Here is a 24096-nt window from a genome sequence, read left to right on the forward strand (position 1 = left end):
GGCCCGGGCGGGCGAGGCCGGCCGGGGCTTTGCCGTGGTGGCCGCGGAGGTCAAGGCGCTGGCCGAGCAGACCGCCCGGGCCACCGGGGAGATCGCCGGCCAGATCGCGCACGTGCAGGCCTCGACCGGTCAGGCGGTGTCGGCGATCGGCGCGATCGCGGCGCGCATCCAGGAGATCAGCGGGGTCGCGACCGGCATCGCGGCGGCGGTGGAGGAGCAGGACGCGGCGACCCGGGAGATCGTGCGCAACGTCGGGCAGGCGGCGCAGGGCACCGGCGCGGTGACCGCCGCCATCGCCGGCGTGGCCGGGGCGGCCGAGGAGACCGGGGCGGCCGCGAGCCAGGTCCTGAACGCGGCCTCGGAGCTGTCGCGCCAATCCGAGCACCTCACCGCCGAGGTCGCCCGCTTCCTCGACACCGTGCGGGCAGCCTGAGCGGCAGATCGCGACGAGCGCCCTCCGTCCGGACGCGCCCGCGGAGTTGCGGATGCTCAGGCCGGGCGCCCCGAGAAGATCGACTTCTTGACCACGGCATGGACGCCCCAATTGCCGTCCACCACCTGGGTGATCCCGAAATCGACCGCGACCGACATCAACGAGATCGCCTCGTCCTCGGTCAGCCCCTTCGCGTGCATCAGGAACTGGCGCATCTTGCGGAAGGCGTCGCGCATGGCGAGATCGATGGAGGACTTCTGGAAGATCGCGCTCTGCGCGTCCGGGCCGAGGTCGCGCAGGTAGTTCGGATAGCTGAACCCGGACAGAACCCAGTCCTCGCGGGTCTCGATCATCGGGAAATCGAGGGCTTCGAGCGGGGTGCCGGGCAGGTCTTCCTTCTTGTGAAGGATGAACTGGAACGTGCCGGTGAGCGAGCACTCGATCGCGGTGCCGCACAGCTCGGAATCACCCTGGCTGGCATGCGGGTCGCCGACCGAGAACAGCGCGCCCGGCACGGCTACGGGATAGTAGAGCGTCGCGCCCTTGCCGATGCGCCAGTTGTCGATATTGCCGCCGGTGTAGCTCGGCGGGATCGTGTTGACCCGATCGGCCTCGGCCGGGGCCACGCCCATCGTGCCGAAATGCGGGCGGATCGGCACGCGGATGCCCTTGAGCACTTCGAAATTCTTCTGCGTCTTGGCGTGATCCACCGGCAGGCCGGGATAGTCGATCGTGGGATGCGAGACACCGAACGGGTCGGTCACGCCCGGCCAGCGGAAGCTGTAGACCGCCCGCGCCCAGTCGCGCTCGCCGGTGGCGTCGACCTCGTAGATGGTCACGACCTCGCGGGGCTTATCGCCGGTGATCAGGTCGTTGTAATGGTAGCCCCACCAAGCCGCCGCGTTGCTGCCGAAGGCGAGGCCCTTGAATTTCGGGTTGGCGCTCGGGCGGGGCGCGACGTCGAGGATGCGCACCTCCAGCACGTCGCCGGGCTCGGCGCCGCGGATCGCCACCGGCCCGGTGCAGATATGCACGCCGAGCCCGCCGCCGGGGCCGATCTTGGCGTCCATAGGGCCGGCCCCGCGGGGCGAGACGCCCATCCTGTCCTTAGTCCAGAGATAGACGCTCTCGGCGCCGGGATCGCCCTGGATCATCCGCTCGGCATCGTCGCTCGCCTGATGGGTGAGCGTCTCGATGGTCACGAAGTCGCCCGAGCCGATCTCGACCTGCGGCTTGAGGTTGCGGCTGAAGAAGCCCCAGTGCACGGTCCCGTCATTGGCCGGCAGATGGTAATGCGCCGTGGCGGCGATCCGCGCGTCCGTGGCCTGCGCCAGCGCGGGGCTCACGAGCGACGAGCCGCCGGCCGCGAAGGCCGCGGCCGCACCGGTGGCCGCGAAGCCGCTCTTCAGGAAGGCGCGGCGCTCCGGCTCCAAGTCGCGCCGGAACCGGCGGCGGTGCTCCTCGAAGGCTCCGCAGGTCGGATCATCACCCGTGCACATGGTTCTCGCTTCCGGTGGCTTCGTCCCCGGAAGCGCTCAAGCAAATCGACGGCCATGCTCGCGGCCGCCGATCGGTGGCCTCACTCCGAGATCATGCCAGCGCCGGCCTCGCCGCCCACCGGGATCGCCGGCTCGGCCTGAGCCTCGACGACGGCCGCGGCCGTGACATTGACGATCCCGCGGGCTGTCACGGAGGGCGTCAGGATGTGGGCGGGCTTGGCCGGGCCGATCAGCAGCGGCCCGACGGGGAGCGCGTCCGCCAGCACCTTGGCGAACTGGAAGGCGATGTTGGCCGCATCGAGATTCGGGAAGATCAGCACGTTGGCCGAGCCCTTGAAGCGCGAACCCGGCAGCACGCGGTCCCGGACGATCTCGGAGAGCGCCGAATCTGCTTGCATCTCACCGTCGACCATCAGCTCCGGGTCGCGCTCCTGCAGGAGCACGAGCGCTTCCCGCATCTTCATCGCCGAGGGTGAATCCGACTGGCCGAAATCGGAGTGGCTGAGCAGGGCGATCTTGGGCGTCAGGCCGAAGCGGCTGACGTGGCCGGCGCAGGCCTGCGCAACCTCGGCGATCTCCTCGGCTGTCGGGTTCTGGCGGACATGGGTGTCGGCCAGGAAGTAGGCGCCCTCGCTGGTGACGATCAGGCTCATCGCGGCGCATTGCTTGATACCGGGCGCCAGCCCGATCACGTCGCGGATGATGCGCAGCCGCGTCTCGAACCGGCCCTCCAGGCCGCAGATCAGGGCGTCCGCCTCGCCACGGCGCACCGCGATGGCGCCGATCACGGTGTTGTTGGTGCGCACGAGCGTGCGGGCCGCGTCCGGCGTGATGCCGCGCCGACCGGCGACGTCCAGATAAGTCTGGACATAGGCGCGGTAGCGGGGATCGTCCTCGGGATCGATCAGCTCGAAATCGCGACCTTCCTGGATCGAGAGGCCGAAGCGCTTGAGCCGCGTTTCCACCACCCGGGGGCGCCCCACCAGGATCGGCAGGGCGACCTTGTCCTCGACGATCGCCTGGACGGCGCGCAGCACGCGCTCATCCTCGCCCTCCGCGTAGATCACGCGCTTGGGCTCGTTCTTCGCTTTCGAGAACAGCGGCTTCATGATGAGGCCGGACCGGTGCACGAACCGGTCGAGGCTCTCGACATAGGCGTTGAAATCCGTAAGCGGCCGGCCCGCCACGCCGGAATCCATCGCGGCCTTGGCCACGGCGGGAGCGATGCGCAAGATCAGCCGCGGGTCGAACGGGCTCGGGATCAGCGATTCCGGCCCGAACGGCCGGGCCTCGCCGCCATAGGCGCGGGCGACCACGTCGGAGGGCGTCTCGCGGGCAAGCGCCGCGATCGCCTTCACGGCGGCCTGCTTCATCGCCTCGTTGATGCTCGAGGCGCCGACATCGAGCGCCCCCCGGAAGATGTAGGGGAAGCACAGGACGTTGTTGACCTGGTTCGGGAAGTCCGAGCGCCCGGTGCAGATCATCGCGTCGGGGCGCTTCGCCTGCGCGAGATCCGGCATGATCTCGGGGTAGGGGTTGGCCAGCGCCATGATCAGCGGCTTGTCGGCCATCTTCTCCAGGAACTCGGGCTTCAGGACGCCGCCGGCCGAGAGCCCGATGAACACGTCCGCGCCGGGGATCACCTCGGCCAGCGTTCGCGCCTTCGTCTCCTGCGCGTAGATGTCCTTCCAGCGGTCCATCAGCTCGGCGCGGCCCTTGTAGACCACGCCCTTGATGTCGGTGACCGTGATGTTCTCGCGGTTGGCGCCGAGGGACACGAGGAGGTTGAGGCAGGCGAGGGCGGCGGCACCGGCTCCCGATGTGACGATGCGGACGTCGGAGAGCCGCTTGCCGGCGAGTTCGAGGCCGTTGAGAACGGCGGCTGCCACGATGATCGCGGTGCCGTGCTGGTCGTCGTGGAAGACCGGAATGTTCATCCGCGCCCGGCATTGCTCCTCGACCTCGAAGCACTCGGGGGCCTTGATGTCCTCCAGGTTGATGCCCCCGAAGGTCGGCTCGAGGGCGCAGACCACGTCCACCAGCTTGGACACGTCCTTCTGGTCGACCTCGATGTCGAACACGTCGATCCCGGCGAACTTCTTGAACAGGACGGCCTTACCCTCCATCACGGGCTTCGAGGCCAGCGGGCCGATATCGCCCAGCCCGAGCACGGCCGTGCCGTTCGTGAGCACCGCCACCAGGTTCTGGCGGATCGTGAGATCGGCCGCCTGTTGCGGGTCGTCGTGGATCGCCATGCAGGCCGCCGCGACGCCGGGCGAGTAGGCCAGCGCGAGGTCGCGCTGGTTGCCGAGGGGCTTGGTGGCCTGGATCTCCAGCTTCCCGGGGCGCGGCAGGCGGTGATAGACGAGCGCCCCGGCCTTAAGGTCCTCGGACATGTTATCGGCCATCGCCCACCTTCCAGCTCGCCCGCTTTCCCGGAGTCGACGCGGTCGCGAACCGCGCCGTATCCCATCGTGACCGGTCTGTTGCACCGGCTGCGCAGGGGGCGCAACCCGCACAACGAGACCCGGGTTCACCTCGCATCCCTCGCGAGGGCCTACGGCTTCTCCATAGGCGCCTACTCGTACGGGCGTCCCAAAGTGCGCTTCCCGGAGAGCGGCTGCCGCCTGACGATCGGCCGCTATTGTTCCATCGCCGACAAGGTCGAGATCCTGCTCGGCGGCGACCACCGGCTCGACTGGGTCTCGACCTATCCGTTCGCCGCGATGCGCGGCCTCTTCCCGGACGCGCGCGCGCCGGAGGATTACCACGCCTCCCGTGGTGACGTGGTGATCGGGCACGATGTCTGGCTCGGGTCCGGCTGCATGATCCTGTCCGGCGTCACCGTCGGTCACGGCGCCGTGGTCGCGGCCCGGTCAGTGGTGACCCGGGACGTTCCGGCCTACGCGGTGGTCGCCGGCAATCCGGCCCGGGTGGTCCGCCGCCGCTTCGACGAGGCCACCGTGGCGGCGCTCGTTTCAGCCGCGTGGTGGGACCTGCCGCACGGGGAGGTCACCCGTCTGGTGCCGTTGCTCCAGAGCGGCCGGATCGCCGACCTGCTGGCAGCGTTGCGCGCAGGCGTGGATTCCCGTACCGGCGAGCCCTTCTCCCCGCCGGATGCGCGCGGGGCCGCACACGACACCGACCCGAGATCCAGACGATGACCGACACGCCTCCCGACCGCCTGGCCGCGAACCCGAACAGTCCGTTCTACGATGAGAAGATGCTGGAGCGCGGCGTCGGCGTGCGGTTCAAGGGCGTCGATAAGACCAACGTCGAGGAATATTGCGTCAGCGAGGGCTGGGTCCGCCTCTCGGCCGGCAAGACCCTCGACCGGGCGGGCAACCCAATGACGGTGAAGCTGAAGGGGACCGTCGAGCCCTATTTCCGCGAGCCCGAGGCCGGCGAGGCCTGAGGCGCCCGGCGCCTTACAACTCCAGCGGGAACGGCGTCGGCTCCCAATAGCGCTCGATCTCCGTGCCACGGACATTGGCCGGCTCTCAGCCGTGTAGGATGCGCGCGAGCGCCGGCCGGTCGCCCGCGTGCAGGGGTTCTGCAACCGTATCGAGTTGCTCCCGAAACCAGCGCTCCCGCGGGACTGGATGGCCCGGCAAATTCCGATGCCAGAGATTCTGCTCATGCCAGATGTTGCGAGCAGCATCGAGTTCGCCCATCGCGATATCGACGAGCATCAGATCCTCGGGCGGCTCGTTCATAGGCTCGTATGTCTCGGGCGGGAGGGTCGCATAGGCTTCCACCGTTTCGTGGAATGACAGTTTCGGCATCGCCGTCGTCTCGATCGCTTCGATCAGGTCGGCGACCATCGCCGGATCGGACCAAAGCCAGAACCTGTCCGCTGAAGTCTCTGGCCAACTGAGATTTTCGTGGATGGTCCCCAGTGCGAGATCGTGAAATATTCTGCGGACGAAAAGCGGTGTCAGCGACCATTGCTGCCAAAAACAGTCCAGGTCTGAGGATCGATATATAAATACTCCGCAGGCAATATGATGAACTGGAATTTTACAAATAAAAAGATTGCTCATGATCCTGTAATTCTGATGATGCTCCATGAGATATAGATAGATCAGCTTGACTTGGCGCGCATTCGTCATGAATTCGGATTTATGATAATCATAATATCTCTGTATGCTGTGCGAAAATGTTTTTGAACGACAGTCATGATATCGACGGCTCGGGTGGGCCTCAAATCCGCTTCCCCCGTCTTGTGATCGTAGACGCACACGGTCGCAGGCCGAGTCCGCTCCATCAGGTCGAGGCGCAAAGAACCCTTTGCGCCGGGATTTTTATCGTCACCAGTCGCTGGATCCTATGACGTCTCGGCAACGAAATCGGGATCTCTTCGATCATTGACGATCCTGGCGATCCGCGCGCGCACCTTGTTACCGAAATCCTGCGCATTCTTGTAATCTCCGGACGCCCGCACGTCTGCGGCGACCGAATCTGCAAGAGCCTGCACCTCTCGGTTCCGCGGGCTAACCTGGTCGAACTCGCTCTGGCCGATCGCACCGACCCATATGGCTCGCGCGTCGTTTACATCCCATGGGACGTATTCGCTGGCGGGCGCAGCGAACACGGCTTTCTCGCCGGGCCGATCTCGCCCGGCAAGGACGGTGAACAGCGAACCCGCGGCCTCCAGGGTCCGCCAGATCCGCTGCCCCAACCCGCCCGACCGGCTGCACGCCGGCTGGACGAACGCCTCGGGTTCGGCCCCATCCGCGGTCAGCGTGCTCCGGCCCAGGATCTCCCCAGTCTCGCCGTCGCGGATGGTCTGGGTCAGGCCCGAGGTCTCGAACACCGTACGCGTGCCGTCGGGCGCGATGACGGTGTGCTGCGCGTCCCAGTCCGCTTGGCGGTTGGCCCGGATGCGGATCGACAGCACGCGCGAGCCGTCCTCGGTCACGGCCTCATCGGTCTGCGTTTCCGCTTGGCTGCCCGAATTCGCCGACATCCAACGAGCGCCGCCGGACGGAGCCGAAACCCAGCGGCCGCCGTCGGGCTGGCCGGCGGGCGCCCGCGGCTGATCGAACCGGTACTTGCAGGCGAGCATCCGCTCGATCCGGATCAACCCGACCTCGACAGCGATCCCGGCGAGATCCGAGCGGAGCGCGGCGACGTCTCTCTCGTGTCGTCCGGCGGTTGATCGCGGTATCGGCCATGCCCCAGATTAAGGACTAAAAGCCCAATTTAGAACCACCGATATGTCAATTATATCCTAATTTACCGCGTCTCCTCATTGGATCGGCCGCCGGGCGCGCTACCGCGTGTCGCCTCAATTGCCAAGAAAAAAGTCCGCATCGCGGCTGCGACCAGGGCCTCGATCTGCACGGCGCTCCGCGATTCGCGGATGACGAGGCTCGTCGCGACCTCGGGATGGGTCCGGCGCTGCCGTGGGCGCCGCGCGTGGTTCGAGAGCCGGAGCGTGGCGCGTTCGCCCTCGGGCGCCAGATAGAGGCTGTCGCCGCGTTCGTTGCGGGCGACCACGGCGAAGCCCTCGGCCTCCAGAAGCCGCGCCGCATGGGCCAGCGCGGCCGATGGGGGGAGGGCGGTCACGGCCCGGCCGGTTCGATCGTGCCGAGGCTGCGCTTGCCCAGCGCCCGCGCCTTGAGCGCCAGCGCCGGCCGCTCGATGCCGTACCAGGACAGGGCCGCCACCGAAAACGTCAGCGCGAGGGCGGGGGCGAGCAGGGCCAGGCCGGACGGTTCCGGCCACAGGGCGTGCAGGCTTTGCTGCACCGGCCAGCCGTAGAGATAGACCCCGTAGGAGAGATCGGCCGCCGGATCGAACAGGCGACGCGCCATCGGCCCGAGGGCGAGCCACACAACACCGTAGGCTTCCGTCAGGAACAGCAGGGACGGGTAGGCTGGCGTCCGGGCGACGATGAGCACGGCGACCACCAGGTAGGCGAGGGCGGCACGCGAGACGAGCAGGCGGTCGCGCCAGAGATACAGGCACGCGCCGGCCGAAAAGATCAGTGGCAGCCGCAACGCCGTCTCGAGGCCCTTGGGGAGCTCGGACCCACGTAGGGCGCCCGCCAAAGCCAGAGCGACCGCGAGGGCGGCGACGATCAGGAGTGCCGGGATCCGCCGCCGGAGAAGGCCGCAGAGGGCGGCAGCCAGCACGCCGAGATAGCACAGAACCTCGTATTTAAGGGTCCAGACCGTGCCGAGCGGTGCCCGGTAGGGACTGGCCTCGAACACGCCCGGCAGGGCGGCGTTGCTCTTGAAGGTCGTCAGGGTCCCGCGCACGAACGACCAGACGCCGGGATCGCGCAGGTACTCGGTCAAGGGCAGGCGCGTGAGCGCGGTCCCGAGCACGAGCGAGACGACGAGGGTCGCGGCGACGAGCCCCGGAAGGATCCGCAGGGCCCGGGCGAGGGCGTAGTCGCGGATCCCGCGACGGTCGCAGCTCATGGTGACCAGGAAGCCCGAGACCGCGAAGAAGCCGTTCACGGCGTGCTCGCCCAACGTATAGCCGGTGATCCGCGCCAGCGGCTCGTCGCCAGCGGCGCCGGTGGTGACGCTGAAGGCGTGCGAGACCACGACCGCCAGCGCCAGGGCAAGGCGCAGGCCGGTGAATCCGTTGCGACCGGCCCCGAGGGCGGCCGCGATCGTCGGTCCGGCCATCAATGCAGGCCCTCGCGCGCGAGGGCATCCCGGCCGAGAAGGAAGGCGAGGGCGCCCGCCGCGGAACCGCCATAGCGCTCAAGCCCGGCACGGCGCAGGACGAGGGCCGATAAGGCCGCTTTGGGCAGGTTGGTCATGAGGCCCGCGAGGCTCGGGTCCGGCAGGCCGTATTTGCGGCTGACATAGGCCCGCGACCAAGCTTGGTGCCAGCGCGATCGGAACACGCGGCCTGGCTCCGGCGCCGAGGATCTGCCGCGGCCGTGCAGCGCCTCGGCACCGTGAACATGGATGAGCGCGCGGCCCGCATCGGCGACGCGCCGGCACAGGTCGTCGTCCTCGTAGAACAGGAAGATGTTCTCGTCGAAGCCGCCGAGAGCGAGAAACAGGGCACGCTCGACCATCAGACAGGCCCCGGACAGGAACGGCGCGCAGGCATCGCCCTCCGGCAGCGCGAGGCGGCCGCCCGGATTGGCGAGATAAGGCGCGAGCAGCGAGCGCGGCTGATAGAAGAAGCGCCCGTCCGCCTCCACCAGCCGCGGCGCGAGCAGACCCGCATCCGGCCAGGCCCGGGAGGCGGCCAGCAGGGCGTCGACGGCACCCGGACGCAGGGTTACGTCCGGGTTGACGATCAAGACATGGTCGGCCGAATCGGCCGCGCGCACGCCGCGATTGTTGGCGCGGCCGTAGCCCTCGTTGCGGGCGCCGCGGATCACCTGTGCGCCGGCGGCCTCGGCGACCGCGACGGAGTCGTCGCGGCTCGCATTGTCGACGACGATGACCGGCACGTGCTGGCCGGCCAGCGCCGCCAGGCAGGCCGGCAGCACGTCGGCGCTGTCATGGGCGACGACGATCGCGACGAGGCTCGCCACCGCGGGCCGGTCTACCGGGACCTTACGCCTTCTTCTCTGGGAGGTTCAGCCGGATGTGCAGCTCGCGCAGCTGCTTGGCCGTCGCCTCGGAGGGCGCGCCCATCATCAGGTCCTCAGCGCGCTGGTTCATCGGGAACAGCACCACCTCGCGGATGTTCGGCTCGTTGCACAGGAGCATGACGATGCGGTCGACTCCCGGGGCGATGCCACCGTGCGGCGGCGCGCCCATGCGCAGGGCGTTCAGCATGCCGCCGAACTTCTGCTCCAGCACCTCGTGGCCGTAGCCCGCGATGGCAAAGGCCTTCTCCATCACGTCGGGTCGGTGGTTCCGGATCGCCCCGGAGGACAGCTCCACGCCGTTGCACACGATGTCGTACTGAAACGCCTTGATGTTGAGGATTTTTTTCGTGACTTCGCCGTTCTCGTCCTCGGACGCGAGCGCGGCCTGGTCGAGTGCGAGAAACTCCTCGCGGTCGATGTTCGGCATCGAGAAGGGGTTGTGCGAGAAGTCGATCCGCTTCTCCTCCTCGCTCCACTCGTACATCGGGAAGTCGGTTATCCAGCAGAAGGCGTACTGGTCCTTGTCGCACAGGCCCAGCTCGTCGCCGATGCGGATGCGGGCCTTTCCGGCGAGCGCCGCCGCCTTCGCCTCGGTGCCGGCCGAGAAGAACACCGCGTCGCCCGCCTTCGCGCCGGCCTTCCGGGCGATCAGGGCCTGGACCTCGGCTGGGATGAACTTGGCGATCGGCCCCTTGCCGGTGAGCTGGCCGGCTTCCTCCTCGAACACGACGTAGCCGAGACCGGGGGCGCCCTCCGAGCGGGCCCAGTCATTGAGCTTGTCGAAGAAGGAGCGCGGCTGCCCCGCCGCCCCCGTCGCCGGGATCGCCCGCACCACGCCGCCGCCGGCGATCACGCCCTTGAAGGCCTTGAACGCAACGTCGTCCCGGGCGAATTCGTCCGTGACGTCCGCGATGATCAGCGGGTTGCGCAGGTCCGGCTTATCGACCCCGAACTTGAGCATCGACTCCGCGAACGTAATGCGCGGAAACTCCTTCGTGACGCGCCGGCCCTCGGCGAATTCCTCGAAGACTCCGCGCAGAACCGGCTCCACCGCCTGGAACACATCCTCCTGCGTGACGAAGCTCATCTCGATATCGAGCTGATAGAACTCGCCGGGGCTCCGGTCGGCCCGGGCATCCTCGTCGCGAAAGCACGGGGCGATCTGGAAGTAACGATCGAAGCCCGCGATCATCGTCAGCTGCTTGAACTGCTGCGGCGCCTGGGGCAGCGCGTAGAACTTGCCGGGATGGACCCGCGACGGCACCAAGTAGTCGCGGGCGCCCTCGGGAGAGGACGCGGTCAGGATCGGGGTCTGGAACTCGAAGAAGCCGCCGTCCCGCATCCGGCGGCGCAGCGAATCGATGATCGCGCCGCGCTTCATGATGTTGGCGTGGAGCTTCTCGCGACGCAGGTCGAGGAAGCGATACCGCAGCCGCGTCTCCTCTGGATATTCCAGGTCGCCGAAGACCGGCAGCGGCAGCTCGCCGGCCGGACCCAGCACTTCGAGCGCGTCGATATAGACCTCGACCACGCCCGTCGGCAGGTCGGCGTTCTCCGTCCCGGCCGGCCGAGTGCGCACGCGACCGTCGATCCGCACGACCCATTCCGAGCGCACGGCCTCGGCGGCCTTGAACGCCGGCGAGTCGGAATCCACCACGCATTGCGTCAGCCCGTAATGGTCGCGCAGGTCCACGAACAGCACGCCGCCATGGTCGCGGATACGGTGGCACCAGCCGGAGAGGCGGACGGTCTGCCCGACATCGGACGGGCGGAGCGCCCCGCAGGTGTGGGAACGGTAACGGTGCATGACGGGCTTCTTCTCTGGGAAGGCCGGCACCATTCACGCGAGGCCCCCCAAGTCAAGCACGACTCCTGCGCGGCCGCCCCGAAAGCGGCACCCGCGCGGGCCGCAGGTCTACCTGGCGGGACGACCGATCCCCACATGATGTCCATGAGGCAGAACGCTTTTTTCGATCCCGCGCGCCGTCCGGGCCGGCCTGTCGAAACGCCCCCGGGTGCGTGGCGCACGCTGCCGCTCGATGGCCGTTTCGATATCGCCTACGAGGACGCGACCGGCGTCTGGAGCAACCGCTCGCTCGACGCGCGCGAGCTCAGGCTCGGGCCGGGACGAACCCTGCTGGGCGGGATCGACGCGTTGCGGGGCGGCTATCGCGGCTTCCGGGTCGACCGGATCCGCCGGCTCACCGATGGCACCACGGGCGAACGCATCGAGACGGGTATCCTGGACCGGCTGCTCGGCCGCGCCGAGGCCCAGCGTCGCGCCAACGCGATGCGGATCCGCCGGCAGACCCGCGCCCGCCGTCATGCGGCCCTGACCGGGCCGGCAAGAAGCCTTTCGTGACAGGAGAGCGCGCGAAACATGGGGACCTGCGCGTGCGCGTCTCCACATGGCCGCGGCGGTTGCGTATAGCCGGGTCATGGACCTGATCACGACCACCGACGCGCTGCGCGAAGTCTGCACGCGTCTCGCCAGCCAACCCTTCGTGACCGTCGACACGGAGTTCATGCGTGAGACGACATATTACCCGAAGCTTTGCCTGATCCAGATGGCGGCGCCGGACGGCACCGCCGTGCTGGTCGATCCCCTGGCGCCGGCCATCGACCTGCAGCCGTTCATCGGCCTGATGGCGGATGAGCAGACCGTGAAGGTGTTCCACTCCGCCCGCCAGGATCTCGAAATCATCTGGCTGATGGGCGGGATCCTGCCGCATCCCTTCTTCGACACGCAGGTCGCCGCCATGGTCTGCGGCTACGGTGACTCCGTTTCATATGAACAGCTCGTCAACGACGTGGCTAAGGCCAAGATCGACAAGTCATCCCGCTTCACCGACTGGTCGCGGCGCCCGCTCTCGGAGGCCCAGCTGACCTACGCGCTCTCGGACGTCACCCATCTGGTCAAGGTCTACGAGGTCCTGGTCGCCGAGTTGCTGCGCACGGACCGCGGAGCCTGGCTGGACGAGGAGATGGCGGTGCTGACCTCGCCCGAGACCTACCGGGCCGACCCGGCGCAGGCCTGGCGGCGGCTCTCAGGCCGGATGCGCAAGCCCCGGGAGATCGCGGTGCTGATGGAGGTAGCCGCCTGGCGCGAGAGCGAGGCGCAGGCGCGCAACGTCCCACGCGGGCGCATCTTGAAAGACGAGGCGGTGATCGACGTCGCCTCCGCGGCTCCGCGCAATGCCGAAGCGCTCGGACGTCTGCGCACGATCCCGGCCGGGTTCGAGCGGTCGCGCACGGGGGCCGACATCCTCGCGGCCGTGGAGCGCGGCCAAACGCGCGACACCGGCAATATCCAGTTGCCCGAACGGATCCGACGAAGCGGCGGCAACGGCGCGATCGTGGAACTCCTCAAGGTGCTTCTGAAGGCGGTGTGTGAAGCCGAAGGCGTCGCACCCAAAATCATCGCGACCGTCGACGACCTGGAAGCGGTGGCGGACGACGACGAAGCCGAGGTGCCGGCGCTCCAGGGCTGGCGCAGGGCGCTGTTCGGCGAGAAGGCACTGGATCTGAAGCAGGGCCGCCTAGCGCTCTCCGTGGAGTGCGGGCGCATCGTCGTCCGCCAGCTCGAACCCGCGGCCACGGGCGTTCCCCGGCCGCTGGGGGCTGACTCTTAGCGCGTATTGCCCGATCGTCGACTTGCGCGGACGTGACACCCTGCGGGACCGGGATTAAACGGCAAATTGATTGCCGTTTAATCCCGGTCCCGCGTAACGCGTATGTTCGAGCCGAACGAAGTCCTCAAGACGCTGACCGGCCGCGGCCTCGTGTCGGCCGAAGGGTGCGAAACCGTCCGGGTTCGCTACCGGCTCGTGGTGGAACGCCGGCAGGGCGGCCTCGTCGCGTACGGCACCCTGAACGGCAGCCATGCCGGATTACGGCCGATCTGGCTGGAGCCCGATGCCCAGCTTCGCCTGAAGAGCGGCCGGCGCCTCGACATCTCCTTGACCGACCTTGTCGGCGATACTGCCGAGTTCGAAAGCACGGGACCGATAGGCGTCCTGTGAAACTCATTCGCGGCGTTGCGCATTTTACCCGACGGAGAAAACACGGTCACACGTTCGCTGAACGGGATGATTCGGCAAAAGAAGGCGGCATCGACGCGCGAACGAATTGCGTAATCTGCCTGCGGGAACCCGTGCGGCGAGAAGGCGCAGAGGCCCGGATCAGGTCGAAGGCCGCGCGGGAGCCGGCCTATCAATTTTGCGGTGCAATCCAGACCCGTGCCTCCTGAAGCGGCATTTTGGTGTCGGCCGTGCCCGGCTCCGCGGCCCAGGCATAATGAAATCCAGCAACGGCCAACCCATTGCAAGAATTGCATAGAATGCACTCACGACGCCGTGAGTTCGGCCGCAAGACACGCAAGCGTTTTGTGCGACGCAGCATTTCCTTTCGCGCAGCAATGACATTTCAGGGCCTGTTGTCACACGAAAAGAAGCTTTCACCGTGTGCCTATGGACGAGCAACAGCGAGTTGACGGCGCTCAAAAATCTCTTAAGGTCCGATCAAGCTTCGGTTTCGAGGGGGCCGCCTCAGGGATGGCGGTCCCTGGCTACGGGATCTGTAGATCTCTCAAGTCCAAAATGCCCGCTACCGAAGTGTCCATCCCTGTCGCAAACAGTCAGGTCGGGGTCTGAGCGACGCCACTATTTCAGTGCGTCGAAAGTACCCTCAAAGACTTGTCGGAGGAACCCATGAGAGCGGTACATCTCCTCGCGCTCGGCGCTGGTGTCGCGGCAGTCGCCGCGCCCGCGCTGGCCAACGAAAGCGTCATGAAGGGCATCGCCAATCCGGCGGAACAAGTCCTTCAGACGGTCGACTACGCGAACACCCGCTATTCGAAGCTCGACCAGATCAATGCGTCGAACGTGAAGAACCTCCAGGTCGCCTGGACCTTCTCGACCGGCGTCCTGCGTGGCCACGAGGGCGCCCCGCTCGTCGTCGGCAACGTCATGTACGTGCACACGCCGTTCCCGAACATCGTGTACGCCCTTGACCTCGACCACGAGGCCAAGATCCTCTGGAAGTACGAGCCGAAGCAGGATCCGTCCGTGATCCCGGTCATGTGCTGTGACACGGTCAACCGTGGTCTGGCCTATGCCGACGGCGCCATCCTCCTGCACCAGGCCGACACCACTCTCGTGTCGCTCGACGCCAAGACCGGCAAGGTCAACTGGTCGGTCGTGAACGGCGACCCGAAGAAGGGCGAGACCAACACCGCCACGGTTCTGCCCGTGAAGGACAAGGTCATCGTCGGCATCTCGGGCGGCGAGTTCGGCGTGCAGTGCCACGTCACCGCCTACGACCTGAAGACGGGCAAGAAGGTGTGGCGCGGCTACTCCGAGGGTCCGGACGATCAGATGCTGATCGACCCGGAGAAGACCACCTCCCTCGGCAAGCCGGTTGGCAAGGACTCCTCGCTGAAGACCTGGGAAGGCGATCAGTGGAAGACCGGCGGCGGCTGCACCTGGGGCTGGTTCTCCTACGATCCCAAGCTCGACCTGATGTACTACGGCTCGGGCAACCCCTCGACCTGGAACCCCAAGCAGCGTCCGGGCGACAACAAGTGGTCGATGACCATCTGGGCGCGTAACCCGGATACCGGCGTGGCCAAGTGGGTCTACCAGATGACCCCGCACGACGAGTGGGACTACGACGGCATCAACGAGATGATCCTCACGGATCAAAAGGTTGACGGCAAGGAGCAGCCGCTCCTGACCCACTTCGACCGCAACGGCTTCGGCTACACGCTGAACCGCGAGACCGGCGCCCTTCTGGTCGCCGAGAAGTACGATCCGGCCGTCAACTGGGCGTCCAAGGTCGACATGGACAAGGGCTCCAAGAACTACGGCCGGCCGCTGGTCGTGTCGAAGTACTCGACCGAGCAGAACGGTGAGGACACCAACTCCAAGGGCATCTGCCCGGCGGCCCTCGGGTCGAAGGATCAGCAGCCTGCGGCCTTCTCGCCGAAGACCAACCTGTTCTACGTGCCCACCAACCACGTCTGCATGGACTACGAGCCGTTCCGGGTGACCTACACCCCGGGCCAGCCCTACGTCGGTGCGACCCTGTCGATGTACCCGGCTCCGAACTCGCACGGCGGCATGGGTAACTTCATCGCGTGGGATGGCGTCAACGGCAAGATCAAGTGGTCCGACCCCGAGCAGTTCTCGGTGTGGTCCGGTGCTCTGGCCACCGCCGGCGACGTGGTGTTCTACGGGACGCTTGAGGGCTACCTGAAGGCGGTCGACGACAAGACCGGCAAGGAGCTGTTCAAGTTCAAGACCCCGTCGGGCATCATCGGCAACGTGATGACCTACCAGCACAAGGGCAAGCAGTACGTGGGCGTCCTGTCGGGCGTCGGCGGCTGGGCCGGCATCGGCCTCGCGGCCGGTCTGACCGACCCGAACGCCGGCCTCGGCGCGGTGGGCGGCTACGCGGCCCTGTCGCAGTACACCAACCTCGGCGGTCAGCTGACCGTCTTCGCCCTGCCGAACTAATCGGCCGCAGGGTCCTGGTGTAGAAATGGTGCCGGCGCGGGCTTCCGCGCCGGCATCCTTGTTGTTACAATTCATCGCAAGAGGCTACGGCTCGAAGGAAGACGAAGCGCCTCGCTTCAGGGAGACTTACGCGTTGCATAACCTCAGCAGCATCGTCACGCGGCCGATACTCGCCGCCCTCGCCCTAGCCACCGTTTCTGCGGTTGCCGTACATGCTGAGGATGCCAAGCCCGCCGACCCGGCACTCGTCGATTCGCTCAACGCAAACGACAAGACCGCCGAGCAAGACCCGAAGCTGCTCAAGCAGAATGCTGCCGTTAAGGTCGAAGACGGCAAGTACGTCGATGCCGAGGGTCATCCGACATACCATGTCACCCAGGACGGTAAGAAGCTCGACTGGTATACCTACTCGGGCTATCGTCGTTATCATGCCGAGTGTCACGTCTGTCACGGTCCGGACGGCATGGGGTCGACCTATGCGCCGGCGCTCAAGGACTCGCTGAAGCACCTCTCCTACGAGGAGTTCATCGGCATCCTGGTCGGCGGCAAGCAGGACGTGAACGCGGCCGAGCAGAAAGTCATGCCGGCCTTCGGCGACAACAAGAACGTCATGTGCTACTCCGACGACCTGTACGTCTACTTGAAGGCACGTGCGTCCGGCGCGATCGGGCGTATTCGTCCGTCCGATCACGAGGACAAGCCCGAGGCCGCCAAGAAGGCGGAAAAGGAGTGCATGGGCAGCTGATGTCGTTCCCCGTTCGGTCCCTGGCCCGGACGCTCGCCCTCTGTGCCCTGTCCCTGACAGTGGCGCAGGGGGCCTCCGCGCAGCATCTACCCGATATGGTAACCACGGATGTACTGCGCGTCTGCGGCGATCCGGGCAACATGCCGTTCTCCGAGCGCAAGGAGGACGGCTTCGAAAACAAGATCGCGGCGATCGTCGCCGATGAGCTGAAGGTCAAGGTCCGCTACTATTGGTTGACCCAGGGGCCGGGCTTCGTGCGCAACACGCTCGGAACCGGGCTCTGCGACCTGATCATGGGGCAGGCTTTCGGCAGCGACCTGGTCCAGACGACGAACCCGTATTACCGCTCGGCCTACGTTCTGATCACGCGCTCGGGCGATCTCGACGGCGTGACCGCCCTCGACGATCCCCGGCTGAAGGGCAAGTCGATCGGGGTGATCGCGGGCACGCCGCCGGTGAACCGGATGGGCGACCTCGGTCTGGTCTCGACCATGAAGGCTTACGCGCCCTACCAGCTCGACCCGTCGCGCAAGTACCAGACGGTGGGCGCGGAGATCGTTGCGGCGCTCGTCGCCAAGGAGATCGATGCAGCCGTGCTCTGGGGGCCGGCCGCCGGCTGGCTCGCCAAGCAGTCCGGTCTTGCGTTGAACGTGGTGCCGCTGCTCAAGGAGCCAGAGCGGCCGCCGATGGCGTACCGGATCGCCATGGGCGTGCGGATAGGCGAGAACGACTGGAAGCGCACGCTCAACACCGTGCTGCGCAAGCGCAAGGCGGATATCGACAAGGTCCTGCGCGACTACAACGTGCCGCTCCTCGACGAGGAGGATAACAAGGTGGCGGAGCCCGGCGAGCGTTGAACGGGCTCAGGCCCGCTCGATGCCGCACCGGTCGAGTTTGGCAAGGGCGTCCGTGACGCGCTCGCCGCCGATGACGAGGTCGGGCGCGATCTCAGCGAGCGGTACCAGCACGAAGGCGCGCTCACGTACGTAGCGATGAGGCAATACCAAGCGCGCGTCGTCGACGGACGCGCCTTCATACGACAGGACATCGATGTCGATCACGCGCGGGCCCCAGCGCTCCTCGCGCACCCGCCCGAGGTCTTGCTCGACTGCCAGGCAGGCATCGAGCAGGCGATGCGGGTCCAGATCGGTGTCCACCGCGACGGCGCCGTTGAGGAACCAGGGCTGGTCGGTCTTGCCCCAGGGTGGCGTGCGGTAATCGGCCGAGCGCGCGACCACCGTGATACCCGGCGTCGCAGCGAGCCCCGCCACCGCCCGGTCGAGCATCGCGGCCATGTCGCCGATGTTGCTGCCGATGCCGAGATAGGCCCTCATGCGCGCGCTCCCCGCCGACGCGTGATCTCGACGCTGACCTCATCCAGGATGGCCGGGACCGGCGCGCTCGGCTTGTCCACCCGCACGGTGATCGCCTCCACGGGCGAGAAGCGGCCGAGGATCGTGGCGGCGATCGCCTCCGCCAGGGCTTCGATCAGGTTGAACCGTCGCGCCGTGGCGATCTCCACGGCGATCTGCGTGAGATCCGCGTAGCTCACCGTATGAGCGACATCGTCGGAGCGGCCGGCCTCCGCCAGATCGAGCCGCGCCTCCAGCGAGATGTAGAAGCGCTGGCCGAGCACCGCCTCCTCGGCCAGCACGCCGTGGCGCCCGAACACGGCGATCCGCGCGACCCGGATCCGGTCCCCTTCCATGCTCACCTTGCCTCCGGACGCATCACCGCGTCGACCACCCGCAGCGCTTCGATATGGGCCGCCACGTCGTGCACCCGCACGATGTCGGCGCCCAGCGTGGCCGCGAGGGCGTGGGCGGCCAGGGACCCGTAGAGCCGGTCCGCCGGCCGGGTCTCCCGGTCGTGCAGCCGTCCGAGCAGCGACTTGCGGGAGACGCCGACCAGTACAGGGAAACCGAGCGCCCGGATCTCCGGAAGCCGCCGCAGCGCCTCCAGGTGCTGCGACCAAGTCTTCCCGAACCCGACCCCGGGATCGAGCACGATGTCGCGCTCCGGGATGCCGGCGCGACGGGCGATGATGAGAGAGCGCTCGAAGAAGGCCAGCATGTCGGCCACGATGTCGAGATCCGCCTCGATCGTCTCGCGGTTGTGCATGATCACGACCGGGGCGCCGTGCGCGGCGGCGACCGACGCGATGTCGGGTTCGCGCTGGAGGCCCCAGACGTCATTCACGATCCTGGCGCCCGCCTCGAGCGCGCGGCGCGCCGTGGAGGCCTTGTAGGTGTCGATCGAGATCGGAACCGGCAGGCGCGGCGTGAGCGCCCGGATCACCGGCAGGACGCGCGCCTGCTCGTCCTCGGCCGAGACCGGGACGTGGCCGGGCCGGGTGGATTCACCGCCGACATCGAGGATCGCCGCGCCCTCGGCCACGAGCCGCTCGGCCTGGGCTGCAGCTTCGGCCTCACCGACGAAAAGGCCGCCATCGGAGAAGGAATCAGGCGTGACGTTGAGGATGCCCATCACCAGCGTGCGCCGTCCGAGGTCGGGCAGCAGGTCGGACAGGCCGGGGGAGGGGGGCAAGGATCGAGTCCCGTTCGCGAGAGCAGTTCGGGACTCGGTGTGATCGAAACCACAGGCCAGCGCAACGCCGGCCGTCATCGCTGGTGCATGCTGCGTCTTCGCGGGAACAGCAGCATGCACCAAATCACTCTGATCGCATGATGTCGTCGGATAAACGGATCTCACCTGTCCGCATCATGCGTCCGGTCTTCAGCCGTGATAGCAGCGGATCTCGGCCTCGGCCTGCGCGCGGCGCAGGTCCGCGACCTTGTCGTCGAAGATCTTGGTGGACTTGAACTCGTTCACCCGGTTGCCGATGCCCTGGCGCATGGACAGGATCGTGCTCGCCTGGACATACTTGTCGTACGGCAGGATCGCGGCGAGCTGGTCCAGCGAGCAGGAGCATTTCTGCAAGCTCTCCCGGGTCTGTCCGTTGGCCGCCATGCAGCCGAACACGTAATCGACCCGGGCATCGGTGGGATAGTCGTTCTCTTCGGCCGCCCAGCCGGCCATTCCGGATAGGGCCAGGGCGAGGGCAGCCAATGCGCCGCGTTCAGCCAGCCTTCTGATCATAGCTCAACTTCTCCTCGAGCAACTCGCCGCCTTCCGGGTCCTTCGACGACGCCTCGATCGAGACGATCTGGCCGGGGACCGCCGGAGACGTGATGAACGTGTAGGTCATCTTGTCCATGCCGCGCATGCGCTGTTCCATGGCGTCGTTGGCGAACGGCTTGGTCTCGACCCGCCAGCCGTCGACCTCCCGTCCGTCGACGGTGACCTTGGTGGGCGTCACTGTCGCGCCGTCGCGCAAACCCTTGCGGATCGCGAGCTTGAGGTAGCGCGGATTGGCCTCGAGCACCTTCGCCAGCGCGCGCAGATGATTTTCCAGGAACAGCGACACCACCGGGTTTCCGGTCATGTCCTCGAACGGACCGGCCGGGACGCGGTTCAGCCCGGAGAACATCACGACGCTGATGTCGCGCGCCTCCGCGCTCTTGCCCGGCTCGAGCTTGAGCGTGAGCGTATCGTTCAGCGGCGGCCCGAAAAGCCCCTTCTCGATGCCCGAGCGGCGCAGATAATCGTACGTGATCGTCGAGCCGGGGGCCGCGTTCTTCATCTGCGGTTGGTCGAACAGCAGGTCGGCCGCGCTGGGCGGCGCTGCGGCATTGGCCTGTGTGACCGTGGCGGGCTTCGGTGCGTCCTGGGCGAGGGCCGGCAGCGCAGCCAGCACCAGCGCGACGGCCGTCGTGGCGATAACCTTCACGAGTGGACTTCCTCCTTGAACGGCGACCGGACGTTGCTGCCGATCGTCCGATAGACATAATCCGGCGGAGTCTCGGCCGCCTCCTCGACGGCGAGCGCCCGCACTTTAGCGTGGAGCGGAGACAGCGAGCAGGCCGGATCGGTGGCCGCGGCATCCCCGGCGAGCGCCAGGGCTTGGCAGCGGCATCCGCCCCAATCCTTCTCCCGCCGATCGCATGAGCGACAGGGCTCCTTCATCCAGTCGGTCCCGCGATACGCCGTGAAGGCCGGCGAGTCCCGCCAGATCTCACCCAGGGAATGGTCGGTAACGTGCCAGAACTCGAGGCCGGGGATCGTCTCGGCCGCGTGGCACGGCAGCACCTTGCCCTGCGGCGTCACGTTCATCAGCTTCCGACCCCAGCCGCCCGCGCAGGCCTTCGGGTACTTGGCATAATAATCCGGCACGACCAGATCGATGACGAGCTGCCCCTTGAGACGTTCCCGGGCCGCCTCGACGATCCGGATCGAGGCATCCACCTGCGCCTTGTCGGGCATCAGGGCGGCACGGTTCACGTAAGCCCAGCCGTAATATTGCGTGTGCGCCACTTCCAGCCGCTTGGCGCCCATCTTGACCGCGAGGTCGATGAAGCCTTCGACCTCATGAATGTTGCCGCGATGGATCACGGAATTCAACGTCAGCGGGAGCCCGAGTTCGACCACCTTGGCGGCGAATTCGAGTTTCTGCGGCTGCGCGTTCTTCAGCCCGCCGATCTTCTCGGCGTTCTGGGCATCGACGCCCTGAACCGACAGCTGCACGTGGTCGAGCCCGACGTCGTAAAGGGCCTGGAGCTTGGGCAAGGCGCCGCCGACCCCGGAGGTGATCAGATTCGAGTAGAGGCCGAGATCCGCGCAGGTCTTGGTGATCTCGACGATGTCGTTCCGCGCCGTAGGCTCGCCCCCGGATAGGTGGACGTGGAGGACGCCGAGGCCTGCGGCCTCCTTGAGGACGCGCTGCCATGTCGCTGTGTCGAGCTCCCCCGAACGGCGGTCGAGCTCCAGCGGGTTGGAGCAGTAGGGGCAGCGCAGGGGGCAGCGATGGGTCAGCTCCGCGAGCAGACCGACCGGCGCCGGCACCACAGGCCGGTTCGGCGTCAGCGCGTTCATCGCTCGAGGACCCGCTTCTCCGCCAGACCGTCGAGCATCACCAGGATGTCGGCCTCGATGGCCCGCGGATCGGCGGCGTAGACCGAGCCCAGTTCGTTCGCGATGGCGGCGACGCTGCGATTGCCGTCCACGAGCTTGAGGACCGCCACCGCGTTATCGTCGAGGTCGAAGGTGCGTTCGGGCGCAAGCAGCACGTGCTTGCTGCGCGTCTCGTCGTAGCGCATCCGCACGCCACGGGGCAGGCGTGGGCAGTCGCCGGGTGCCATCCTGCCGCCGGCGGCGGACCGGGCAGGGGCCTCAGCGGCGAGTCCCTCACCCGGGCGCCAGGCATCCGGAGGGATCATGCCGGGGGCGACGTAGGCGAAATAGAGGGCGTCGAGCTGGGTCCAGAGGACGTTGCACTTGAACGTGAGGGCGGCCATCGCCTGGCGTTGCAGCTCGGGCGTTGTCGCGTGGGTCTTAACGTAGTCGAGGGCGAAATCGGCATCGCGCGGCGCCTGAGTGAGGCGCTTGTCGAAATACGCGAGCGTCTCCTTGGTGATGAAATCGTAGTTCTTCAGCATCCCGGCGACGCGCTCGGAAATGATGGTCGGCGAGAACATCTCGGTCAGCGACGAGGCGATCGCTTCCAGCAGGCTCTTTTCCGAGACGAAGTGGACATAAGCCTCCACGGAGAACTTCGTGGCGGACAGGATACCGCGGGTCGAAAGTACATAGTCGCGGTCGAAGCCGACGCCTTCGGCGAGCTTCAGCCAGCGCTCGATCCCGCCGTCGCCCGGATGGTCGCCGTCATGGTCGACGATCCGCTGGCGCCAGATCCGGCGCAACGAGGCGTCGGTCATCCGGGCGAGCACCGCGGCGTCCTTCACGGGGATCATCGCCTGGTAATAATAGCGGTTCAGTGCCCAGGCCCGGACCTGATCCTTCGAGAGCTTGCCGTCGTGCAGGAGCCGGTGGAACGGGTGCAGGATATGGTACCGGCGCGCGCCGATGTCGCGCAGAGCCGCCTCAAGCTCGTCGGGGCTCAGGAGACGCTCACTCGCTGCGGTATCGGGGGTCGGGAAGACTGCGTTCATGGCGTTTCCGGCGTCCGTTCTCGGGTCGCGTTTCCTGTTTCCTGATCCCGCCCTCATCGGTGGGGCGAATGTCCTGGCTCAGGTCCAATATAGTGCCGGGTGGCTCAGGACCCAACTGCAAGTCGTGACCGCCTCAGAGCGACAGGCTGAGGCCGTCATGGGCCACGGTCCAGCCTGCAGCCTCGATATCGACCCGCTCCGGCGATCCCTCGACCAGCACCGGATTGGTGTTGTTGATATGGACGAAGATACGTCGCCCGAGCGCGACGCTGGCGAGCGCGTCGATCGACCCATTCGCGCCGCGCATCGGCACGTGGCCCATGCGCCAACCGGTCTTCGTGCCGACACCGGCACGGATCATGTCGTCGTCGTGCAGCACGGTGCCGTCGAACAGCAGGGCATCGACGCCTTCTATCCGGGCGCGAAGGCCGTCCGTGACGCGGGCGCAGCCCGGGATATATGCGAGCCGGCGTCCGCCCGCCTCGATCAGGGCGCCCACGGTGGTCTCGGTCTCGGCGCCGATCTCCATGGTCTCGTCCTCGAGCCAGAGCGGCACCTTGCCGGGGACGGGGAAGAGCGTGACTGACAGGCCGGGTAGAGGTTCGAAGCGCTCGTCCATGCCGACCGCCTGCCGGTCGACCACGCCCTCGGCCATCACGTCGAACACGCGGTTAGCATTGACCGAGCCGAGAATACCGCGAGTGGCGTAGAGCGTGTAGGACTGGCCTTCGCGCAGGGTCAGAAGCCCCGCCACGTGGTCAACATCGCCGTTGGTCAAGAGAACGGCGCGGATCGGGGAGTGGCGTAGACCCTCACGGGGGTGCATCTGCGGGTTGTCGAACAGCTGCTGCCGGATGTCCGGCGAGGCATTGATCAGCAACCAGTCGGTCCCGTCCGCGGAGACCGCTATGCTCGACTGCGTCCGGGGCCGCACCCGGTCCGGCTCGGACCGTGCCATGCGGCAAATGGGGCAGCGGCAATTCCACTGAGGAAGGCCGCCGCCGGCCGCGGAACCGAGGATCACGACGCGCATGGTGCGGTTCCCGAGATCCCCGGCCCCTGGAAACTCAGTTGAAGGTGTCGATCTCAGCCGACTCGTAGCTCGTCACTTCCATGCCGACGCAGATCTCAGACACAACAGGGGCAGCCCACTTCATGGTGTTTCTCCTTGGCGGTATCCTCACCGAGCGTCCCTGGGTTCTTAAGAGGACCCTAAGACACTGATGGCGCTCTCATTTCCGGCGCGAACTCGATATCGGCGATTCAGCAGCGGTCTTCAAGCACGAAATTGCCGGATCGTCCCAAATTTTTCGTGAAACCGAC

The 24096-nt window shown here is 67.0% G+C and carries 26 protein-coding genes; 9 read left to right on the forward strand and 17 right to left on the reverse strand.

Going from position 1 to position 24096, the window contains the following annotated elements:
• The coding region (locus tag Q8W67_RS03210; protein WP_305540624.1) for a methyl-accepting chemotaxis protein at positions 1–433 on the forward strand (433 nt) is incomplete at its 5' end.
• Between the two features lie 56 nt (positions 434–489).
• Here the strand turns inward: Q8W67_RS03210 and Q8W67_RS03215 are convergent.
• On the reverse strand, positions 490–1932 hold the full coding sequence (locus Q8W67_RS03215) for an acetamidase/formamidase family protein (protein ID WP_305540627.1): 1443 nt from the start codon (positions 1930–1932) through the stop codon (positions 490–492).
• 80 nt (positions 1933–2012) lie between these two features.
• The gene (locus Q8W67_RS03220; protein WP_305540630.1) at positions 2013–4340 is read right to left on the reverse strand and encodes an NADP-dependent malic enzyme; all 2328 of its coding nucleotides are present in this window, start codon (positions 4338–4340) and stop codon (positions 2013–2015) included.
• Between the two features lie 78 nt (positions 4341–4418).
• Here Q8W67_RS03220 and Q8W67_RS03225 point away from each other — a divergent pair, with 78 nt between their 5' ends.
• On the forward strand, positions 4419–5096 hold the full coding sequence (locus Q8W67_RS03225; RefSeq protein WP_305541247.1) for a CatB-related O-acetyltransferase: 678 nt from the start codon (positions 4419–4421) through the stop codon (positions 5094–5096).
• Positions 5093–5347: a DUF3297 family protein gene (locus Q8W67_RS03230; RefSeq protein WP_305540633.1), complete on the forward strand. Its 255-nt coding sequence runs from the start codon at positions 5093–5095 to the stop codon at positions 5345–5347. Before Q8W67_RS03225 ends, Q8W67_RS03230 begins: the two co-directional genes overlap by 4 nt.
• 85 nt (positions 5348–5432) lie before the next feature.
• On the opposite strand, the gene Q8W67_RS03235 is transcribed toward Q8W67_RS03230, so the two are convergent.
• From Q8W67_RS03235 to aspS, 6 genes are all read right to left on the reverse strand, one after another.
• Entirely contained in the window at positions 5433–6044 is a 612-nt protein-coding gene (locus Q8W67_RS03235; protein WP_305540636.1) for a hypothetical protein, read from the reverse strand.
• A gap of 215 nt (positions 6045–6259) precedes the next feature.
• Positions 6260–7018 (reverse strand): hypothetical protein, encoded by a 759-nt coding sequence (locus Q8W67_RS03240; RefSeq protein WP_305540639.1) that lies wholly within the window; start codon positions 7016–7018, stop codon positions 6260–6262.
• 152 nt (positions 7019–7170) lie between these two features.
• Positions 7171–7503, reverse strand: coding sequence for a hypothetical protein (locus Q8W67_RS03245; RefSeq protein ID WP_305540642.1), 333 nt, complete (start codon positions 7501–7503; stop codon positions 7171–7173).
• On the reverse strand, positions 7500–8576 hold the full coding sequence (locus Q8W67_RS03250; RefSeq protein WP_305540645.1) for an acyltransferase: 1077 nt from the start codon (positions 8574–8576) through the stop codon (positions 7500–7502). The genes Q8W67_RS03245 and Q8W67_RS03250 overlap by 4 nt, the downstream gene beginning before the upstream one ends.
• Positions 8576–9445, reverse strand: coding sequence for a glycosyltransferase family 2 protein (locus Q8W67_RS03255; protein WP_305540648.1), 870 nt, complete (start codon positions 9443–9445; stop codon positions 8576–8578). The genes Q8W67_RS03250 and Q8W67_RS03255 overlap by 1 nt, the downstream gene beginning before the upstream one ends.
• A 22-nt stretch (positions 9446–9467) precedes the next feature.
• Complete coding sequence (gene aspS, locus Q8W67_RS03260; RefSeq protein WP_305540651.1) at positions 9468–11312, reverse strand: aspartate--tRNA ligase; 1845 nt, start codon at positions 11310–11312, stop codon at positions 9468–9470.
• Positions 11313–11456: 144 nt separating this feature from the next.
• Between aspS and Q8W67_RS03265 the strand changes: the two genes are divergently transcribed.
• The 6 genes from Q8W67_RS03265 (at position 11457) to xoxJ (ending at position 17622) form a co-directional block, all read left to right on the forward strand.
• Positions 11457–11867 (forward strand): hypothetical protein, encoded by a 411-nt coding sequence (locus Q8W67_RS03265; RefSeq protein WP_370693803.1) that lies wholly within the window; start codon positions 11457–11459, stop codon positions 11865–11867.
• Between the two features lie 76 nt (positions 11868–11943).
• A complete protein-coding gene (gene rnd, locus Q8W67_RS03270; RefSeq protein ID WP_305540657.1) occupies positions 11944–13137 on the forward strand; it encodes a ribonuclease D in 1194 nt (397 codons plus the stop codon).
• A 102-nt stretch (positions 13138–13239) separates the two neighbouring features.
• A complete protein-coding gene (locus tag Q8W67_RS03275; protein WP_305540660.1) occupies positions 13240–13527 on the forward strand; it encodes a hypothetical protein in 288 nt (95 codons plus the stop codon).
• Positions 13528–14214: 687 nt separating this feature from the next.
• Positions 14215–16020 (forward strand): lanthanide-dependent methanol dehydrogenase XoxF1, encoded by a 1806-nt coding sequence (xoxF1, locus tag Q8W67_RS03280; protein ID WP_305540663.1) that lies wholly within the window; start codon positions 14215–14217, stop codon positions 16018–16020.
• A 133-nt stretch (positions 16021–16153) separates the two neighbouring features.
• Positions 16154–16765 carry a c-type cytochrome, methanol metabolism-related gene (locus Q8W67_RS03285; RefSeq protein ID WP_305540666.1) on the forward strand — a complete coding sequence of 204 codons (612 nt, stop codon included), beginning with the start codon at positions 16154–16156 and terminating at the stop codon, positions 16763–16765.
• Positions 16765–17622, forward strand: coding sequence for a rare earth element methanol dehydrogenase accessory protein XoxJ (gene xoxJ, locus Q8W67_RS03290; protein WP_305540669.1), 858 nt, complete (start codon positions 16765–16767; stop codon positions 17620–17622). Before Q8W67_RS03285 ends, xoxJ begins: the two co-directional genes overlap by 1 nt.
• A gap of 6 nt (positions 17623–17628) precedes the next feature.
• Here the strand turns inward: xoxJ and folK are convergent, their stop codons facing one another.
• From folK to pqqA, 9 genes are all read right to left on the reverse strand, one after another.
• A complete protein-coding gene (folK, locus tag Q8W67_RS03295) occupies positions 17629–18099 on the reverse strand; it encodes a 2-amino-4-hydroxy-6-hydroxymethyldihydropteridine diphosphokinase (RefSeq protein ID WP_305540671.1) in 471 nt (156 codons plus the stop codon).
• Entirely contained in the window at positions 18096–18473 is a 378-nt protein-coding gene (gene folB, locus Q8W67_RS03300) for a dihydroneopterin aldolase (RefSeq protein WP_305541251.1), read from the reverse strand. Before folB ends, folK begins: the two co-directional genes overlap by 4 nt.
• A 2-nt stretch (positions 18474–18475) precedes the next feature.
• On the reverse strand, positions 18476–19312 hold the full coding sequence (folP, locus tag Q8W67_RS03305) for a dihydropteroate synthase (RefSeq protein WP_305540674.1): 837 nt from the start codon (positions 19310–19312) through the stop codon (positions 18476–18478).
• A gap of 189 nt (positions 19313–19501) precedes the next feature.
• A complete protein-coding gene (locus Q8W67_RS03310; protein ID WP_305540676.1) occupies positions 19502–19864 on the reverse strand; it encodes a hypothetical protein in 363 nt (120 codons plus the stop codon).
• Positions 19845–20555 (reverse strand): hypothetical protein, encoded by a 711-nt coding sequence (locus Q8W67_RS03315; RefSeq protein WP_305540679.1) that lies wholly within the window; start codon positions 20553–20555, stop codon positions 19845–19847. Before Q8W67_RS03315 ends, Q8W67_RS03310 begins: the two co-directional genes overlap by 20 nt.
• Complete coding sequence (gene pqqE, locus Q8W67_RS03320) at positions 20552–21697, reverse strand: pyrroloquinoline quinone biosynthesis protein PqqE (RefSeq protein WP_305540682.1); 1146 nt, start codon at positions 21695–21697, stop codon at positions 20552–20554. Before pqqE ends, Q8W67_RS03315 begins: the two co-directional genes overlap by 4 nt.
• Positions 21694–22773, reverse strand: coding sequence for a pyrroloquinoline-quinone synthase PqqC (gene pqqC, locus Q8W67_RS03325; RefSeq protein WP_305540685.1), 1080 nt, complete (start codon positions 22771–22773; stop codon positions 21694–21696). The genes pqqE and pqqC overlap by 4 nt, the downstream gene beginning before the upstream one ends.
• A 133-nt stretch (positions 22774–22906) precedes the next feature.
• Entirely contained in the window at positions 22907–23806 is a 900-nt protein-coding gene (gene pqqB, locus Q8W67_RS03330; protein ID WP_305540688.1) for a pyrroloquinoline quinone biosynthesis protein PqqB, read from the reverse strand.
• A 34-nt stretch (positions 23807–23840) separates the two neighbouring features.
• Positions 23841–23930: a pyrroloquinoline quinone precursor peptide PqqA gene (gene pqqA, locus Q8W67_RS03335; RefSeq protein WP_007564431.1), complete on the reverse strand. Its 90-nt coding sequence runs from the start codon at positions 23928–23930 to the stop codon at positions 23841–23843.
• Between the last annotated feature and the right edge of the window lie 166 nt (positions 23931–24096).

The organism is Methylobacterium sp. NEAU K (assembly GCF_030700285.1).
GTDB lineage: Bacteria > Pseudomonadota > Alphaproteobacteria > Rhizobiales > Beijerinckiaceae > Methylobacterium.

Coding starts and splice junctions, on each gene's coding strand:
- Q8W67_RS03310 (WP_305540676.1), bottom strand. CDS start 19,864: ATGATCAGAAGGCTGGCTGAACGCGGCGCATTGGCTGCCCTCGCCCTG.
- pqqC (WP_305540685.1), bottom strand. CDS start 22,773: ATGAACGCAGTCTTCCCGACCCCCGATACCGCAGCGAGTGAGCGTCTC.
- Q8W67_RS03275 (WP_305540660.1), top strand. CDS start 13,240: ATGTTCGAGCCGAACGAAGTCCTCAAGACGCTGACCGGCCGCGGCCTC.
- Q8W67_RS03220 (WP_305540630.1), bottom strand. CDS start 4,340: ATGGCCGATAACATGTCCGAGGACCTTAAGGCCGGGGCGCTCGTCTAT.
- pqqB (WP_305540688.1), bottom strand. CDS start 23,806: ATGCGCGTCGTGATCCTCGGTTCCGCGGCCGGCGGCGGCCTTCCTCAG.
- Q8W67_RS03215 (WP_305540627.1), bottom strand. CDS start 1,932: ATGTGCACGGGTGATGATCCGACCTGCGGAGCCTTCGAGGAGCACCGC.
- folB (WP_305541251.1), bottom strand. CDS start 18,473: ATGGAAGGGGACCGGATCCGGGTCGCGCGGATCGCCGTGTTCGGGCGC.
- Q8W67_RS03250 (WP_305540645.1), bottom strand. CDS start 8,576: ATGGCCGGACCGACGATCGCGGCCGCCCTCGGGGCCGGTCGCAACGGA.
- folK (WP_305540671.1), bottom strand. CDS start 18,099: ATGAGGGCCTATCTCGGCATCGGCAGCAACATCGGCGACATGGCCGCG.
- xoxJ (WP_305540669.1), top strand. CDS start 16,765: ATGTCGTTCCCCGTTCGGTCCCTGGCCCGGACGCTCGCCCTCTGTGCC.
- rnd (WP_305540657.1), top strand. CDS start 11,944: ATGGACCTGATCACGACCACCGACGCGCTGCGCGAAGTCTGCACGCGT.
- Q8W67_RS03235 (WP_305540636.1), bottom strand. CDS start 6,044: ATGACGAATGCGCGCCAAGTCAAGCTGATCTATCTATATCTCATGGAG.
- pqqE (WP_305540682.1), bottom strand. CDS start 21,697: ATGAACGCGCTGACGCCGAACCGGCCTGTGGTGCCGGCGCCGGTCGGT.
- pqqA (WP_007564431.1), bottom strand. CDS start 23,930: ATGAAGTGGGCTGCCCCTGTTGTGTCTGAGATCTGCGTCGGCATGGAA.
- xoxF1 (WP_305540663.1), top strand. CDS start 14,215: ATGAGAGCGGTACATCTCCTCGCGCTCGGCGCTGGTGTCGCGGCAGTC.
- Q8W67_RS03265 (WP_370693803.1), top strand. CDS start 11,457: ATGAGGCAGAACGCTTTTTTCGATCCCGCGCGCCGTCCGGGCCGGCCT.
- aspS (WP_305540651.1), bottom strand. CDS start 11,312: ATGCACCGTTACCGTTCCCACACCTGCGGGGCGCTCCGCCCGTCCGAT.
- Q8W67_RS03230 (WP_305540633.1), top strand. CDS start 5,093: ATGACCGACACGCCTCCCGACCGCCTGGCCGCGAACCCGAACAGTCCG.